Below are 15,161 nucleotides of genomic sequence, written 5' to 3'. Positions count from 1 at the left end.
TGGGGATAGATAACCCAAGCAATTTGTTTGCATATCCTTTGGATATCCGAACAATTGCCAAAATTTTTTGGGATAGGGGATTATATCACTAACACAAGCCTCTTCCGTCTATACGGCGGGGTAGTTTACTGTCATTTCCATCTTGAGGCTAATGAGTGGAGTGCCATATCTCGCATCTACCTCTCGTGCAACGACATGAAACCCAAAAGCTTCGTAAAGGTGCCTTGATTGAGGTAACCCATCAACTGTCCAAAGATATAACTTTGAAAATGCTTTTTGACGGCAGAAATGCAATGCTTGCTGGAGGAGTGCTTTACCAATGCCTTGACCTTGGTAAATTGGGTCAAGAATAAACCAACGCAATCGTGCTTCCTGCTTGTTGTTTGAGCGATCGGCATTTCCTTGTACTGCAAGAGAACCTATAAGCCGTTCATCTGCTCGAGCACTCACCAAAAGGTCGCTTTCCATATCGTACTGCTCGCAAAAGTCGCAAAGTTCTCGAGCCATCAAGATTTCAAACTCTGCACCTACGCCCCAACATTGGCTGTAATAAACTCCGTGCAATTCGGTAATACGTCCGATACAGCCTGGTTGGTATCCCTCAACGTAGATTGCATTGTTTTGTTTCAACATACTTAGTTTTCTCATTGGATATGTCAGTTTTGATAAGGCTTGCTACGTTCCCAGATTTGCTCAAAAGCTAAATTCATCATCGCTACCATGCCTTTGTGCTCGACTGCGATCGCAGTCAAGCTAGGCGGACTACCCACAGGATCTTGCATGGAGATCAGCACAACCTCGTCATCAAACGCCTGCATTTTAATGGGCAATTCGGGGATCAAACGAATTTCTTGTCCCCAATCATGGAAAGTACTGAGCCAGATACGGAGTTCATCGTCTGCTAGAGCAGACATTTCATAAATTGCGCGATACTTAACTCCACGAGAAAGAGGTTCGCGAATAAAACGCCAATTCTGCTCCTTTGTAAGAACAAAGGGACGTTTGATGCACGAGTTGACTTGAGAGCGAACTGTTCGTGCTAGCGCCAGCGCCCTGCTCGCTATCCGAGATGGATTACCCAGCACGTCAATATATTCGAGTGGATCGTTCTCACCTCGCCCCATGTGATAAATGGGGGACAATTCTTGAATCAAATCTTTCGTGCGAGCAATTATTCTCTGTCGCTCTTGTTCGAGTTTCTCAGTACGTTGTGTACTAACCACTTCTAGCGCCGTACTTGGGTCGAGGGCGAAATAGGAACGTGGAGTTGTGTCTTTAGAAATACACAACCCCTTTTCCTCAAGAGATTCTAAAACGTCGTAAATGCGTTGTCGTGGAATTTTTGCCCGTGCAGCCAACTCTGTAGACGTGAAACTGCTTCGCCCCAACAGCGCCAAGTACGCTGTCGCTTCATATCCAGTCAAACCTAATTCGTTCAGTAGCTCAATTTGCTTTTCCACTTGCTTTTAGCTGCGTGTTCTAGCCAGTTTTTTTGTCACCACTTACAAGTGGTGTTATTGAAAATAATATCACCACTTACAAGTGGTGTCAAAAAATCTTTTGACATTGTTAATTTCACTCTCAGACACCATCTAATGGCAGAAGATAAATATTTCCATGTCCCTGAAGATATGGGATGCAGTCCGCAGCTTAACACAGGAGCTATTGATGCATTTGGAGCCTATTGTTTCTTTCGCCATTCTGTTAACTGTCATCTTAATAGTCCCTCTCATCTTTGAACGCTTTAAGATACCGGGATTGTTGGGTTTGCTGGCAGCTGGCGTTGTCTTGGGACCCCAAGGCTTGGGTCTTTTTCAAAATGAGTCGGAAACCCTCAAGCTTCTCTCAGGCATTGGGCTGATTTACTTGATGTTTGTAGCAGGGCTGGAAATTGATATGGAACAGTTTCAGCAGACCAAACATCGTTCTATGGGATTTGGAACCTTTACTTTCCTCCTACCGTTGATTGCAGGAACAATAGTGGGGCGAATGTTTGGTTTTGAGTGGAATGCTTCTGTTTTAATCGGCTCCTTGTTTGCTTCGCACACCTTGTTGGCATATCCTATCATCAGCAGGCTTGGAGTCATTAACAACGAAGCAGTGACTGTTACCATCGGTGCAACCATTTTCACTGACATTGGCTCGCTGCTCGTACTGGCGGTATGTGTTGGTATCCACCGAGGAGAATTTTCAGCATTTAGTATAACCAAGCTTTTACTGGGACTTATTATTTATTCTGCGATTATTTTATTTGGTTTTAAATGGCTCGGGCATCAATTCTTTAAACGCACTGGTGACGAAGAAGGAAACCAATTTTTGTTTGTTCTGCTGGTAGTTTTTATCTCCTCATTAGGTGCAGAAGTTATCGGCGTAGAAAAGATTATTGGAGCATTTCTTGCCGGATTGGCGGTGAATGAGGTGATCGGTTCGGGACCCGTAAAAGAAAAGGTGGTTTTTGTTGGTAATGTCTTGTTTATCCCCATTTTCTTTGTGGATTTGGGTTTGTTAATTGATATTCCAGGATTTATTAAAAGCATCAGTTCCATCTGGCTGACACTAGCTATCTTGGTCGGTTTAATTGGTAGTAAGTTTGCAGCAGCACTTTTGGCAAAACTGGTGTACCGCTATAACTGGCGGGAAATGATTACAATGTGGTCTTTGTCTCTTCCCCAGGTTGCAGCTACATTGGCAGCAACTTTGGTTGCTTACAGAGCCAAGTTAGTGACTGAAGATGTACTCAATGGGGTCATAGTTTTAATGATGGTGACAGCAACATTGGGACCACTGATCACAGCCCGCAGCGCACCTGGGTTGGCAACAATGGGTAACAGTCCCCAAGATGAAACAGATGAAACAGATGGGACAATGCTTAGTTGGAGGAATGAACCCGTTGAAGGATTCACCGTTGTTGTTCCCGTTCGCAATCCGGAAACGGAAAGAGCTTTGATTGAAATGGCAGGACTTTTAGTGCGCCGTGAAAAGGGTAAAATTCTGGCTTTAGCTGTGACACCCGCCCACATGCATATGGACTCTCCGGAATTAGAAAAAAACCTACAGCAAAACAAAATTCTTCTATCCAATGCAGTATCATTGGGTGAAGAATTGGGTGTAGAAGTAGAACCCGTGACACGGATCGACTACAACATTCCTCAGTCTATCAGCCATGTCAGTCGAGAGCAAAATGCTGATTTAGTTGTCATGGGTTGGGGTAGAACAACAGGATTGCGTGCGCGTTTGTTTGGTAATGTCATCGATCGAGTGCTTTGGGCATCTCACTGTCCGGTAGCTGTCACCCGTCTGTTGGATTCCCCAAGTAACATACAGCGAATTTTAATCCCCATTGAAAATTTGACCCAAGAGTCGGTGCGAATCGTGCAATTTGTGAAGATTTTGGCAAATGTCAATCAAGCAGAAGTCACATTACTTCACGTGTGCGATCGCCGGACTTCCACCGCCCGAATTTCCTGGATGAAGTCCCAATTAGAACTCCTTGTTTCCAGATACTTCCCTGAAAGCCCTACCAATATATCTGTTACACCAGCAGATAATGTAGTGAGTACTATTGTCAAAGCATCGCAATCAACCGACCTTGTCGTATTGCGATCGCGCCGTCGGCGATTGAGCATCGGTCAGGTAGCCATAAGCGACCTAACAACTGAAGTCGTTCAGCAAATACGTTGTTCGGTCGTCCTGCTAGGAGAACCGCAAAGTTACCAGGAAACTTTGCGAAAACCCAGAGTGGTTGTTCAAACAGTGTCTTCTTGAGAGATTGGGGACAAGGTAGACAAGGTAGACAAGGTAGAAATTTCTCCCCCCTCTCCCCTCTCCCCCTCCCCCACTCCTCCCCAATGCCCCTAGCCGATGTGCTCAGGAATTGCGATGATAGAGAAAAGATCTAATTCTTTGCTTTTCATTCTTCCCAAAAGCCATGACCTTCGACTACGACCTGTTTGTCATTGGTGCTGGTCCTGGGGGACTAGCAGCCGCCAAAAAAGCAGCTAGCTACGGTGCGCGTGTCGCCATTGCTGAAAAAGAAGCTATTGGTGGTACTTGTGTAAATCGCGGTTGTGTTCCCAAGAAACTCATCGTCCAAGCCGCCGATTTTGCTCTGAAAAATCAAATCGCGCTCAGCTATGGATGGAGTGACTGCAAAACTTACTTTGACTGGACAAAATTTATTAAGTCTGTAGATAAGCATATCGACAGCATCCAAGACTCCTACCTGAAACAGTTACAAGAAGCAGGAATTGAACTCATTCGAGGTCATGCTAGCTTTACTGACGCTCACACTATAGATATCGATGGACGTAAATACACCGCTGATAAAATTTTAATTGCCGTGGGTGGGTACGCCGTCAAGCCAAAAATATCGGGGATTGAATACGCCCTGACATCTCGTGAGATGTTTCATTTACCTTACTTACCCAAAAGATTAGTCATCATTGGTGGCGGTTACATTGGTGTGGAATTTGCCAGCATGATGAATGCTTTTGGATGCGAGGTAACGGTCATAGATAAAGATGAAACAATTTTGTCGGGATTTGATATTGATATCCGCAGGGGCGTTCAACAAGGGTTGAGCAAACGAGGAATTCGTTTTATTAACAACAGCATGGTTAAAGAAATTAAATACTTGGAAGAACGCTTGCTTTTAATTGTTGGGGAATCAAGAAAAACAGTACCAGCAGATACGATTTTAGTGGCGGTTGGTCGGGCTCCAAATACGAAAAATCTAGGATTGGAAAAGGCTGGAGTTGAACTCGAGCAAAAAGGGACAATCAAGATTGATGAGTACAATCGTACAACCGTGGAAAATATTTTTGCTGTTGGTGATTGCACGAGTAGCCCTCAATTAACACCTGTGGCAAAAGCACAAGGAAACGCTTTTGCCAATACAATTTTTGGCAAAAAAGAGCAAAAAATTAATTATGATGAAGTTCCTTCTGCTGTTTTTAGTCGTCCTGAAGGCTCAGGTGTAGGCTTGACGGAGGCAAAAGCACGGGAAAAATTTGGTGATTCCGTTAAATTCTATCGCCATCACTTTCAACCTTTGTCGTCTTTAACCAACGAGAGCGAACAAGCTACGATGAAGTTAATCGTTGAAGGTGATTCAGAGCGTGTTTTAGGTGCTCATATGGTTGGTGAAAATGCTGCGGACATCATTCAAAGTCTTGCTGTTGCTATTCGTAAAGGTATTACCAAGGAAGACTTAGATGAATCTATTGGCATTCACCCAACTGTAGGTGAAGAGTTTCTCGATCTTTCCTAATTCATTCAAGGAAATTCAATTATGACATATGACTATAACCTGTTTGTTATTGGTGCTGGTTCTGGGGGTTTGGCAGCTTCCAAAAGAGCTGCTAGCTATGGGGCAAAAGTAGCCATTGCCGAAAACGATTTAGTCGGCGGAACCTGCGTGATCCGTGGCTGCGTTCCTAAAAAACTCATGGTTTACAGTTCTCACTTTCCAGCATTATTTCAAAATGCAGCTGGTTATGGTTGGAAAGTTGGTGAAGCCGAATTAGACTGGGAACGTTTCATTACATCTATAGATAAAGAAGTCCGGCGGTTATCAGAACTCCACATTAACTTCTTAGCAAAAGCAGGAGTTGAACTCTTTAAAAGCCGTGCTACCATCGTGGACCCACACACTGTGGAAGTTGATGGACGTAAGGTAACCGCAGACAAAATTTTGATAGCTGTTGGGGGACGTCCCGTTAAACCAGATATCCCTGGAATAGAAAACGCGATTACCTCTAACGAAATGTTTCACCTGAAGGAGAAACCAAAGCACATTGCCATCATTGGCGCTGGATATATAGGTACGGAATTTGCTTGTATTATGCGTGGTTTGGGCTGCGAGGTAACGCAAATCATTCGGAAAGACCTAATGTTGAAGGGTTTTGATGAGGATATTCGTCTTGGAATCCAAGAAGGAGCTATTGAGCACGGCGTGCGAATTGTGAAAAATTCTATTGTGGACTCAGTAGAACGAGTCCCAGAAGGATTAAAGCTTAATTTATCAGGAGAACATACAGAATCGATCGTTGCCGATGTTTTTCTTGCTGCGACGGGTCGAGCACCGAATGTAGAAGACTTGGGTTTGGAAAACGCCGGAGTGGATGTTGTTCCGAGTGATATTGAAGGACCGGGCTACAGTACCATGAATGCGATCGCTGTCAACGAATACAGCCAAACTTCCCAACCCAACATCTTTGCTGTCGGTGATGTAACTGACAGAATGAACCTAACCCCCGTAGCTATAGGCGAGGGTCGTGCTTTTGCAGATAGCGAATTCGGTGAGAACCGTCGTGTCTTCAGTCACCAAGATGTTCCCACTGCCGTGTTTTCCACTCCAGAAGCCGCTACAGTTGGTTTAACAGAAACCGAAGCTAAGGAAAAACTAGGAGAAGACGGAGTTAAAATTTATCGCACTCGCTTCCGTCCCTTGTTCCATAGTTTGACGGGCGCAAGCGATCGAACAATGATGAAATTAGTTGTCGATACTGCCACTGACAAAGTTTTAGGCGCTCACATGGTTGGAGACAGTGCAGGTGAAATCATTCAAGGTGTAGCAATTGCTGTTAAAATGGGTGCTACCAAAAAAGATTTTGATGCCACGGTTGGTATCCATCCCACATCCGCAGAAGAATTTGTCACAATGCGATAAGAAATTATGAATTATGAATTATGAATTATGAATTATGAAGAAGGACGCACTTGTTTCATAATTTATCATTCATCATTCATAATTTATGCAGTATATCTACCTTCATGGTTTTGCATCAAGTCCTTGTTCTGCGAAAGCAATATACCTTCGCGATCGCTTTACCCAAGCTAATATTGAGTTAAAAATTCCCGATTTAAATGCGCTTTCTTTCACAAACTTGACCATCTCGCGTCAGTTGGCTCAAATCGCGTTAGAATTACCAGAACCTTCTACATCTGTGACGTTAATTGGTTCAAGTTTGGGGGGTTTAACATCCGCCTATTTGGGACAGCAGCATCAACAAGTGAAACGCCTTGTGTTACTAGCACCCGCTTTTGGGTTTTTATCTCATTGGTTACCTAAGCTGGGGGATGAAGCGTTACAGCAATGGCAACGAGAAAAATATTTGATGGTTCATCATTATGGAGAGAAACGTTCTCTTCCTCTCAGCTATGATTTTGTTTTGGATGCGAGTCAGTACAAAGAGGAGATTTTGCAACGTCCCATTCCCACTTTGATCTTGCACGGCAAACACGATGAAGTCATTCCCATTCAAGCTAGCCGTGACTTTGCGCTCCAACGTCCTTGGGTGAAGTTATTAGAACTTGGTAGCGACCACAGTTTAAGCAACGTTATGTTAGAAATCTGGCAAGCCATTCAACTCTTTTGTCTGCTAACTACTAACTGCTAGCCACTAACGACTCACTCATCATAACCCTCGTCGGCTGAGTCATCACTTCCCAAACGACGCGATATTCGTACTGTTTGTGGTAAAACACCTACCAAAAAAGCAAATGCTTCATCAGGTAACTGAGCAACCATTTCTGGAGGAAAATATTGCTCAAATTGATCTAAAACCTTCTGAACGCGCTGTTGGGGAATGGGATTTTCTGTTATTTGTTTAATCAATCTAATCCACTGTCGCCGGATTAAGTAAGCCTTTTGGCGTTCATCATGAGTCTCTGGGGTTAATAAAGATAAATTTCCTATTGGTAGCGCCCCCACACAATCGCGATCGTAATCGCCTCCTACCGCTGCTCCCGGTCCGGCAAACTCAGCATGGAAATGTTTAAAAAGTATTAAACCATTTCGCCTGCGACTGTTGACTGTGAAAACTTTTCCACTAAGCAGCATTGTTAGGAGGTCCGAGCCATAGGGTTGCTCAGTTCCATCTGGCATGACAAAATAGTCAAGGAATCTGGTGTCAGGGTAATAAGTAGATACCATAGCAGACTGATAGCGTTGGCGCTTTGCGCTATCCATTTTTTCTCTAAATTGAAGGATTTTGGGGATAGTTGTCAATTTGATAAAAGAAAGGTTGTAAAATCAAAGTTTTGATTTTTAATATTAATAATTCCACAGCCTATTTACAAAAATTTTAATAAACAGACAATGTTCTGTATTAGAGTAATCATATTTTATGAGATTTAACTGGATTTGTCTCCAACTGTAGAAGTATTTTTTTAAAGTTTCTATAAAGATGGATACTTTGAATACAAAGTTCTTGTAAGGATTCAACAGAATATTTATCGTAATATTACTGATGCCAATCTAAATATCTATTCTACAAGAAAGCTTTTACTGTTTTTGATGTTATTTCACAAGCAGATACACCATAAAAAGATTTGGTTTTAGGACACTCGTATTTACTAAAAAGAAAACTGATAAACTTTTCTATAAGTTTAGGAAGAATTATACACCTGTAAGATATAGTATTTTTCTATATTAAAAAATAATAAATTTATTGAGCAAGAAAGACTAAGATACTTATAATCAAAAGATAAAAATTTTATCGTTATAATACGCAAAAGTCTTTTTAACATTAGCCAGTGACATGAAGGCTAACTAACGATTGAAGATTGGGTATCAAGCGTTGAGCCGCCGCTCAATTTATGGATCTAGCGTACAGCCTTTTTGGCACAGTCGGCCAATCATACCACGGCTACCGCCGCACAGCTTTGGGAGTACAGCCTGCGGCATTGGGAGTTCACAAGTAGCGTCTGCGATCTGAAAAAAAGTCACTGGTCACTGGTCAAACGCTTATGTAAGAGAATCTGCCGCGAACGTCTCAGGAAAAAAGCGTTTAAACAAGACTCTACCTTATAGACTCGATATCCCAGCTTGAAATAAAGGTGGCGTGCCTCGTGGTTGTTTTCTAAAACATGAAGGTATAAATCTTGAAATCCCCAATTCAAGGCTACTTTTTCACAAGCTAAAAGTAAACTTGACGCTGCTCCTTGCCTGCGATATAAGGGATGAACAGCCAGGTTGGATAAATAAAGAACGCTCCTCGAAACCTCAGTCCACGAATCATTGAATCTAACACCCATCTCTACTGTACCGACTAAATCATCCGCTCTAAGGTTCGTCGTGTTAGCCGCGACCAAACAAACGTGATGGGGAGCACTTGATGCAAGCCGATGTCTTAAATCTTCATAAATACCCAAACGTAATATTGGAAAAAGCCATCCCAGAAGACCATTTTTGGAGTGAAAACTCTCAGCAATGATTTGAGCAACGCCAGTCAAATCAGCAGGTGTAGCTGCACGGATTTGAAACTTAGAGGGGGCGTTGGGAGCGGCGGTAGCTGGCTCTTGATAAGGCGAATGAAAAAACCAGGGTTTCAAAGCTAGTTTAATCTTGATTTTATGGAGTGTAACTGTTCTCAACTATCCTAAAACACCATCTAACCTTAGACGATAATTTTAAGATTTCCGATGAAGTTAAAATCGGACTGCGGGTAATATAGGGAGGGTTGTGGCAATTTGCCCGTGTTGACTGTTAAATTAGAGTTAGTTATTTGTCTAATAGTATACTTTGATTTGTAACCGTATTGTAGTAATATTACAAACTCTACCACGCTCGCCCTAAATAAATTTCCCGAAAAATGTTAGCGATGGTTCTGTGGCGGGAAAACTTAAATATGCAGCCTAACTAGATGGATTTATTCACCGACTCCTGAAAGCTGCATAGTGGTGTTTAACAATTCTCGCCGGAGGTGAGGGATAGAGTTGGCAAGAATTTAATGATTCTGTAAGACTAAAGGTTACCCATCAACCTCCCAAGGAGTGCATCCCTTGTAAATGGTAATCTAGACCGGCAATTGAGGCAATTGGCTGTGAACAAACTTTCCTCCGCTCAGCAGTTACGTAGGCAAATAACCCTACCACTTAAAATGCTCTGCTTTCACCTGACTCTGATACATAACTACCCGATCGGATTATTATTTATGCGTCTGCCGTTGCAGCAGGAAAGCGGTGCATGAAATCCCAAGCAAACAGTAAACCCACGATTTTGGTTGTTGACGATGAACCCGACAACCTTGATTTGCTATATCGTACCTTTTACCGAGACTATAGGGTACTGAGAGCAAACTCCGGTCCTGCAGCACTAGAACTGCTGGCAAAAGAAGAAGACGTGTCAGTCATCATCTCCGATCAACGGATGCCAATGATGAGTGGTACAGAATTTTTAAGTTTAACAGCAACTCAATATCCAGACATTATCCGGATTATTTTAACTGGCTACACCGATGTCGAAGACCTGGTGGAAGCAATCAATGCTGGTAAGGTATTCAAATATGTCACAAAACCTTGGGAAGCCGAAGAACTGAAAACAGTGGTACGCCAAGCATTGGATACCCACAATGTTTTGAAAGCCCGAACCCGCGAGTTAACTCGTACTTTGCGCCAAGAGTCGCTTCTAAACACCGTTACCAATACGATTCGTAGCGCTCTAGATTATCGGCAAATTTTACAAGCAATTGTAGATACCGTAGGTCATATGTTGGAGGTGGACGTGTGTCTTTTACGTCCCTTTCAAGATAACCAACTGGTAAATGAGGAATTTATTTATCAGAAAGCCGTGGGAAGGGACAAGGAGGACGAGGGGGACAAGGTAGATACAGTAGAACTTTCTACCTTGTCTACCTTGTCTTCCCCATCTCCCCTCTCTCCCTTGTCTACCCCCTCATCTCTCCTCTCCCAAACACTGTGGGAAACTCGTGAAGTTCAAGTTATCAATCAAGTCGCTACGGACGATCGCATCCAAAGCGACGATCGCCCTGAATTGAAGAGCCGTGCAACAGCTTTTGCGGCGGCGGAGATTTGCTCTAGTTTGATAGTACCGCTCATCTGCCGACAAGAACTGATGGCTGTACTTGCCCTGCACCAATGCAAAATACCCCGAATTTGGGAGGAAGACGAGGTGCAGTTAGTGATGATGGTAGCCGATCAAGCAGCACTTGCTCTTTCTCAAGCCTATGCTTACGAGCAAGTCCGCGCTTTGGCAAAGCGGGAATCGCTGATCAATACAATTACTAGTGCTATTCGCTCTAGCTTAGATCCTCAAGAGATTTTTGCTGCTATTACCCAACAACTCGGACAAGCTTTACAAGTTGACGGTTGTGTTTTGTCTTTATGGACAGAGGAAGATGAATTTGTCCAACGTGTGGGTTTGTATGACAATTTTCATAACACTTTATTAAGTGAAGATTCTAACAGTTACGAGCAGAACGGTAAGCAAGAGCTACCTGTATCTCAGTCGCCTATTAAAGAAAATCCTATCTTACAAGAAATATTGCGGACGCAAGAACCAATTGCGATCGCCGATATGAATCAATGTCCGCCGGAAATCAGAGGATTTGATTTGCCGTTGCGGCTCCCTGCCCGCTCGCTTTTGGTAGTTCCTTTACTAGCTGATGGTAAAATTACAGGAAGTATCACCTTGCGTGAAAATAATCGGGCAAGGCAATGGCTCCCATCAGAAATAGATTTGGCGAAAGCCGTCGCATCTCAAGCAGCTATTGCCGTACAGCAATCACGCCTTTACCAAAAAACTCGCGACCAAGCTGAACGCTTATTGGAATTAGATAGACAAAAAACTGAATTTTTTCAAAACATTTCTCACGAGTTCCGCACTCCCATAACTTTAATTTTAGGACCCTTGGAGGCAGCAGTTGCTTCAAAAGAAGGGCTATCCTACTCACAATGCGCGATTGCATTACGTAACTCCAGGCGTTTGTTGCGACTTGTCAATCAGTTGCTAGATTTACAAAGATTGGATGCAGGTAGAATGCAGCCCGGTTTTCGTCCCTGCAATTTAGCGGAATTTGTCAATCAAATTATAGAATCATTTCGCCCTTATTGCGAGAAAAAAGGATTGCACCTGCTGAGCAAGCTAGAAAATTGTCCTACAGTTTATTTGGACATGGAAAAATTTGACAAAGTAGTCTATAATCTGCTGTCAAATGCCATGAAATTTACTCCCAATGGTGGCACGATTGGCGTTACGGTGCGATCGGTAGGAAACCGATGTTTGTTACAGGTACAAGATACCGGAATTGGTATTGTCAAAGAGCAAATTCCTTTTTTATTTGAACGTTTTCGTCAAGCAGAAGGTTCAGAGAATCGCTCGTATGAAGGAAGCGGTTTGGGTTTGGCTCTCATCAAAGAATTGGTAGAACTCCACGGTGGTGAAGTCAATGTTGAATCGGTTTACGGAGAAGGAACAACCTTCACTGTGTCCCTGATTCCCGATCGCGCTCACTTAAACGCCGATCAAGTTTTAGAAACACCATGTGAATTAAATATAAGTCGCGCTAGCGTAGAGTTAGCTGACTTGGAACTTGTAGAAGAAGAAACAGGGGATTGGGGACACGGGACATGGGAAGATGAGAAAGCAAACACAGCTAATTCTTCCAAAACCCCCAAAGCATCTATCTTAGTAGTAGACGATAATCCAGATTTGCGAACATATGTATCCGGTATTCTGCGTGCTAATGGCTATCAAGTACGTACAGCCCGTAATGGTTTAGAGGGTTTGCGGATTGCACGCGAGTTTGTACCTCATTTAATTGTTAGCGATTTGATGATGCCTGTGATATCCGGATTGGAAATGATTCGGGAAATACGTAATGAGGAACAGTTAAAAGGAATACCTATTATCTTACTGACGGCAAAAGTTGACGAAGAAACTCGAATTGAAGGTACAGAACGCGGTGCAGATGCTTATTTAGCAAAGCCGTTTAACGACCGGGAACTTCTTGCAGAGGTTAGGAATCTTTTAGCCCTGAAAGAAAACGAACGGAGAGTTTTAGAGTTAAATACCTATTTGACAGAATCAGTTCTAAAGCGATTTTTACCAACAGTATTGGTACAAAAAGCAGCAGTCGGGGATCTAGTTTTAGATTTACGACCGGAACCCCGTTTAATTACAGTCTTGTTCAGTGATATCGTCGGGTTTACTCAACTATCAAACACTCTGAGATCGCGCCGAGTCGCAGAATTATTAAATGAATATTTAGAAGAAATGACACGAGCCGTATTTAACAACGGCGGTACAGTCGATAAGTTTATGGGAGATGCCATATTAGCTCTCTTTGGAGCACCAGAAGAACTCACGCCGAACGAACAAGTACGGCGCTCTATTAATACAGCTAGAGCCATGCTGCGATCGCTCTCACAATTGAACAAGCGTTGGAGAGAGCAAGGCGTTTTTGAAAGTGACGGACGTACAGGCGTTCAGTTTCGCTGCGGTATCCACCAAGGTACAGCAGTCGTGGGAATGTTTGGCAGTTCCGAACGCGCCGACTACACGGCGATCGGTCCAAGTGTAAACATTGCAGCTCGATTGCAACAAGCCGCTCTTCCCGGTACTATACTGGTTTCTGCAGCCGTAGCAGATTATTTGCAAGATGAAGAAATTACCAAATGCAGCCCCTTAGAACTCAAAGGCGTCGATGAAACAGTTCTTACCTTCTCTGTAACACCAGAAGTTGTAGCTAATAGATAATGGAAGACGGGCTAATGGCTAATGGCTAATGGCTAATGGCTAATGGCTAATGATGAGATCGGCGCTGGAGGCGGGTTTCCCGCGCCCTGGCGACTGGTGAGACCAGTGGTAAAGCGAAGCGTGGCGCGAATGCGCCATAGGCGGGTTTCCCGGGTGAACAAGGGAGGGCGAACAAGGGAGGGCTAATAGTCAATTACCATTAGCTATTAGCTATTAGCTATTAGCAATTTAAATTTATGACACAACCTGTTGCTGACCAAACCCCAATACCAGAAAAAACTTACAGGCGACATACCGATCCGCCTGGGTTGTGGATTGCTATCGCCTTAAGTTCTATAAGCCTGCACCTGGTGCTATTTTGGATGTTGCGATCGCATGGGTTGAGCCTTTTGCAAAAAAATTCTTCTCATGCTGTACCTATTGAATTTATAACGATTCCGGCAAAACAAACTCCAACAAAAGCTTCACCAAAAAGACAACCAACAGCGCAAAAGCCTTCAGTTAAGCCTCCCCAAGTTGCTCCAAAGACTTCAGCAGCCAAATCTTCTCCTGTTGAAGATAGACGCGCTATTGCTTTTACAAATACTCCACCACTCACAACAGATGAGAACGTTAAACCTAAAAATCCAAAAACTCAACCTAAAGTTGCTGTAGAGCCGAAACCAACATTTCAACCAGATCCAGAACCAAAAGATTCAATTCCTCCACAGACTCCAGAACCAGAACCCACTCCTTCACCTGACATTACAGAGACTCCAGAACCTACTCCTTCACCTGACATTACGGAGACTCCAGAACCCACTCCTTCATCTAGCCCAAGTGTTGACAACCAACAACCCGAGTCTACTTCTTCACCCAATTCTCAGGAAAATACTGATACAACTGCTCAAGAGCCAAAAAATCAGGAGAATGGCGATCGCGCTTTTAACCCACAAAATAACACTACCGATCCTAGCAACCCCAATCCCTTACCAAGCGGGGCTAACGATTTACCAGCAAATCTTCCCAACACAGAAGGTGAAGTCGTTCCAGGTAAAGGAACGCCATTGTCTGATTTAGCCCAACCAGTTCAACCACCACAACAATCATCACCCAACATACAACCAGGAGGAATAGGGGTTGGAAGTTGGGATATAGAAGTTAGTGGCGTACAAAAAGACATTCCAGAAAACTTAGCTCAGCCTGTAGGAAATACCAGGCAAAAAGAATTAAACATTTCACCCAACGAAGAGCCGACACCAGGACCCATAACTTTCCAAGCCTCTTTAATTATTGACAGCAATGGCAATCTCGCAGATGTTTATATACCTCCAGAGATTTCAGAACCTCAAAGCAGTCGATATCGAGAGTATGCGCTAGAACTTTTCAAAGACCAAAAATTCATTCCAGCAAGCATCAAGGGGAAAAAGCCTCCCGTCAGCAATCTCGTTGTACGCATCACCATACAAAGCAAAGAACCGCCTGACCCCCAACCACCAACTAACAACTAACCACCCACAACTTGTCATTTCACAAACATTGTGTTATCCTTAAATAGTTGGAAATTTGCGGGCATAGTTTAGTGGTAAAACCATAGCCTTCCAAGCTATTGATGCGAGTTCGATTCTCGCTGCCCGCTTAGGAATCGCTTTTACAGTTTCATAGAAAAAATTTCTCTCAA

Annotated in this window: 10 protein-coding genes and 1 tRNA gene; 7 read left to right on the top strand and 4 right to left on the bottom strand. The window is 43.3% G+C overall.

Annotated elements, in window-relative coordinates:
• Nucleotides 1-108: 108 nt before the first annotated feature.
• Together HC643_RS18475 and HC643_RS18470 are read right to left on the bottom strand one after the other, a co-directional pair.
• Complete coding sequence (locus tag HC643_RS18475; RefSeq protein WP_038080070.1) at nucleotides 109-633, bottom strand: GNAT family N-acetyltransferase; 525 nt, start codon at nucleotides 631-633, stop codon at nucleotides 109-111.
• Nucleotides 634-656: 23 nt separating this feature from the next.
• Nucleotides 657-1,460: a TrmB family transcriptional regulator gene (locus HC643_RS18470; RefSeq protein ID WP_038080068.1), complete on the bottom strand. Its 804-nt coding sequence runs from the start codon at nucleotides 1,458-1,460 to the stop codon at nucleotides 657-659.
• Between the two features lie 157 nt (nucleotides 1,461-1,617).
• Between HC643_RS18470 and HC643_RS18465 the strand changes: the two genes are divergently transcribed.
• From HC643_RS18465 to HC643_RS18450, 4 genes are all read left to right on the top strand, one after another.
• Nucleotides 1,618-3,765 carry a cation:proton antiporter domain-containing protein gene (locus tag HC643_RS18465; protein ID WP_082051722.1) on the top strand — a complete coding sequence of 716 codons (2,148 nt, stop codon included), beginning with the start codon at nucleotides 1,618-1,620 and terminating at the stop codon, nucleotides 3,763-3,765.
• Nucleotides 3,766-3,928: 163 nt separating this feature from the next.
• Nucleotides 3,929-5,269, top strand: coding sequence for a glutathione-disulfide reductase (gene gorA, locus HC643_RS18460; RefSeq protein ID WP_038089114.1), 1,341 nt, complete (start codon nucleotides 3,929-3,931; stop codon nucleotides 5,267-5,269).
• A gap of 21 nt (nucleotides 5,270-5,290) precedes the next feature.
• Nucleotides 5,291-6,670: a glutathione-disulfide reductase gene (gene gor / locus HC643_RS18455; protein ID WP_038089117.1), complete on the top strand. Its 1,380-nt coding sequence runs from the start codon at nucleotides 5,291-5,293 to the stop codon at nucleotides 6,668-6,670.
• An 85-nt stretch (nucleotides 6,671-6,755) separates the two neighbouring features.
• Entirely contained in the window at nucleotides 6,756-7,400 is a 645-nt protein-coding gene (locus HC643_RS18450) for a YqiA/YcfP family alpha/beta fold hydrolase (protein ID WP_038089120.1), read from the top strand.
• 11 nt (nucleotides 7,401-7,411) lie between these two features.
• Here the strand turns inward: HC643_RS18450 and HC643_RS18445 are convergent, their stop codons facing one another.
• Both HC643_RS18445 and HC643_RS18440 read right to left on the bottom strand, forming a co-directional pair.
• The gene (locus HC643_RS18445; RefSeq protein ID WP_038089158.1) at nucleotides 7,412-7,972 is read right to left on the bottom strand and encodes a hypothetical protein; all 561 of its coding nucleotides are present in this window, start codon (nucleotides 7,970-7,972) and stop codon (nucleotides 7,412-7,414) included.
• A 755-nt stretch (nucleotides 7,973-8,727) separates the two neighbouring features.
• On the bottom strand, nucleotides 8,728-9,336 hold the full coding sequence (locus HC643_RS18440; protein WP_038089160.1) for a GNAT family N-acetyltransferase: 609 nt from the start codon (nucleotides 9,334-9,336) through the stop codon (nucleotides 8,728-8,730).
• A 634-nt stretch (nucleotides 9,337-9,970) separates the two neighbouring features.
• Here HC643_RS18440 and HC643_RS18435 point away from each other — a divergent pair.
• From HC643_RS18435 to HC643_RS18425, 3 genes are all read left to right on the top strand, one after another.
• Nucleotides 9,971-13,501, top strand: a complete 3,531-nt coding sequence (locus HC643_RS18435) for a response regulator (protein WP_038089123.1) — start codon at nucleotides 9,971-9,973, stop codon at nucleotides 13,499-13,501.
• A 236-nt stretch (nucleotides 13,502-13,737) separates the two neighbouring features.
• Nucleotides 13,738-14,991 carry a hypothetical protein gene (locus HC643_RS18430; protein WP_038089126.1) on the top strand — a complete coding sequence of 418 codons (1,254 nt, stop codon included), beginning with the start codon at nucleotides 13,738-13,740 and terminating at the stop codon, nucleotides 14,989-14,991.
• A gap of 57 nt (nucleotides 14,992-15,048) precedes the next feature.
• A tRNA-Gly gene (locus tag HC643_RS18425) sits at nucleotides 15,049-15,119 on the top strand.
• Nucleotides 15,120-15,161 lie beyond the last annotated feature (42 nt).

The organism is Tolypothrix bouteillei VB521301 (genome assembly GCF_000760695.4).
In the GTDB taxonomy this organism is placed as follows: Bacteria; Cyanobacteriota; Cyanobacteriia; order Cyanobacteriales; family Nostocaceae; genus Scytonema; species Scytonema bouteillei_A.
Note: the sequence above shows the minus strand (reverse complement) of the source record. Positions and strands in the feature narration are given on the sequence as shown.